The organism is Clostridioides sp. ZZV15-6598 (assembly GCF_020657705.1).
Taxonomy (GTDB): domain Bacteria; phylum Bacillota; class Clostridia; order Peptostreptococcales; family Peptostreptococcaceae; genus Clostridioides; species Clostridioides difficile_F.
Window position 1 is genome coordinate 1 of sequence record NZ_JAGWCS010000292.1, and the last position, 914, is coordinate 914.

Annotated in this window: 3 protein-coding genes; all 3 read right to left on the reverse strand. The window is 29.3% G+C overall.

What is annotated here, in order from left to right:
• Window positions 1-230: putative zinc-binding protein (locus KGF50_RS21645; RefSeq protein ID WP_227849970.1), on the reverse strand; the 230-nt coding region annotated here is incomplete at its 3' end.
• A complete protein-coding gene (locus tag KGF50_RS21650) occupies window positions 223-516 on the reverse strand; it encodes a 4Fe-4S dicluster domain-containing protein (RefSeq protein ID WP_227849971.1) in 294 nt (97 codons plus the stop codon). The genes KGF50_RS21645 and KGF50_RS21650, both read right to left, overlap by 8 nt.
• Window positions 516-893 carry a hypothetical protein gene (locus KGF50_RS21655; RefSeq protein WP_227849972.1) on the reverse strand — a complete coding sequence of 126 codons (378 nt, stop codon included), beginning with the start codon at window positions 891-893 and terminating at the stop codon, window positions 516-518. Before KGF50_RS21655 ends, KGF50_RS21650 begins: the two co-directional genes overlap by 1 nt.
• Window positions 894-914: the final 21 nt, after the last annotated feature.

The following is a 914-nucleotide window of genomic DNA, read 5'->3' on the forward strand; positions in this document are numbered from 1 at the left end:
TTTTTTTCGGAGGCTAGTTTAGTTGAACATTTGGTGTTACATCCATCAATAATAATAAGGTCTCTATCTTTTAAGATTTTATTATATTTTGTATCAGATACTCTATAAAATATTGGACATAAAATCTCACTATCAGTTTTTTCCTTAATATCTAATGCTATTTCTCTAGTTATACAGCCAGCACATTTATCAATTCCATTACAAGGAAGGATTGCAAATAATTTACTCATTTTCTTCTAGCTCCTTTCTTATCTTCTTAATGTACTTTGTTGTCTCTCCTTTATTTGGGAAATCAATTATATCTAAACCACAAGTTTTGGAACATGCTCTGCAAAAAACAACACAGTTATTAGGATTCTTTATGACAAATTTTTGTTCCTCATTTTCTCTTAATTCAAATACATTATGTGGGCAAAATTCTACACACTCCATACAATAGTTACATTTATCAAATTCAATTCTTGGACTCCAATCAATTTTTTCTCTTGGAACTCCCATAAAAGTTGATTCACTCATTATTCTTCCTCCCCAAAACCTAATTCTCTTAATGCATTTTCAACTACTTCAAATGCTCTTTCATTTGTCATATCTCTTATATCTAACATTACTGCATCTTTTTCAACATTAAGACCAGCATCTTTAAATGCTTGTTTAAACATTTTTTTCTGCATATTTGGAGCACATGCACCAATTATTACTTTTCTATTTGATTTTAAAAAATCTTCAAGAAATCTATCTCCGTCTTCTTCACAAAGTTGAGGATGAATAAATCCATATTCAACTGGTAATTCTACTCTAACTTGATTAATAAAATCCCAAATATCCATAGCTTTGAAACCTGGACATTTTCCAGTACAAACACACATTATAAAACCTAATTTTTCTTTTTCCATAACAAACAAATCCCCCTTTAA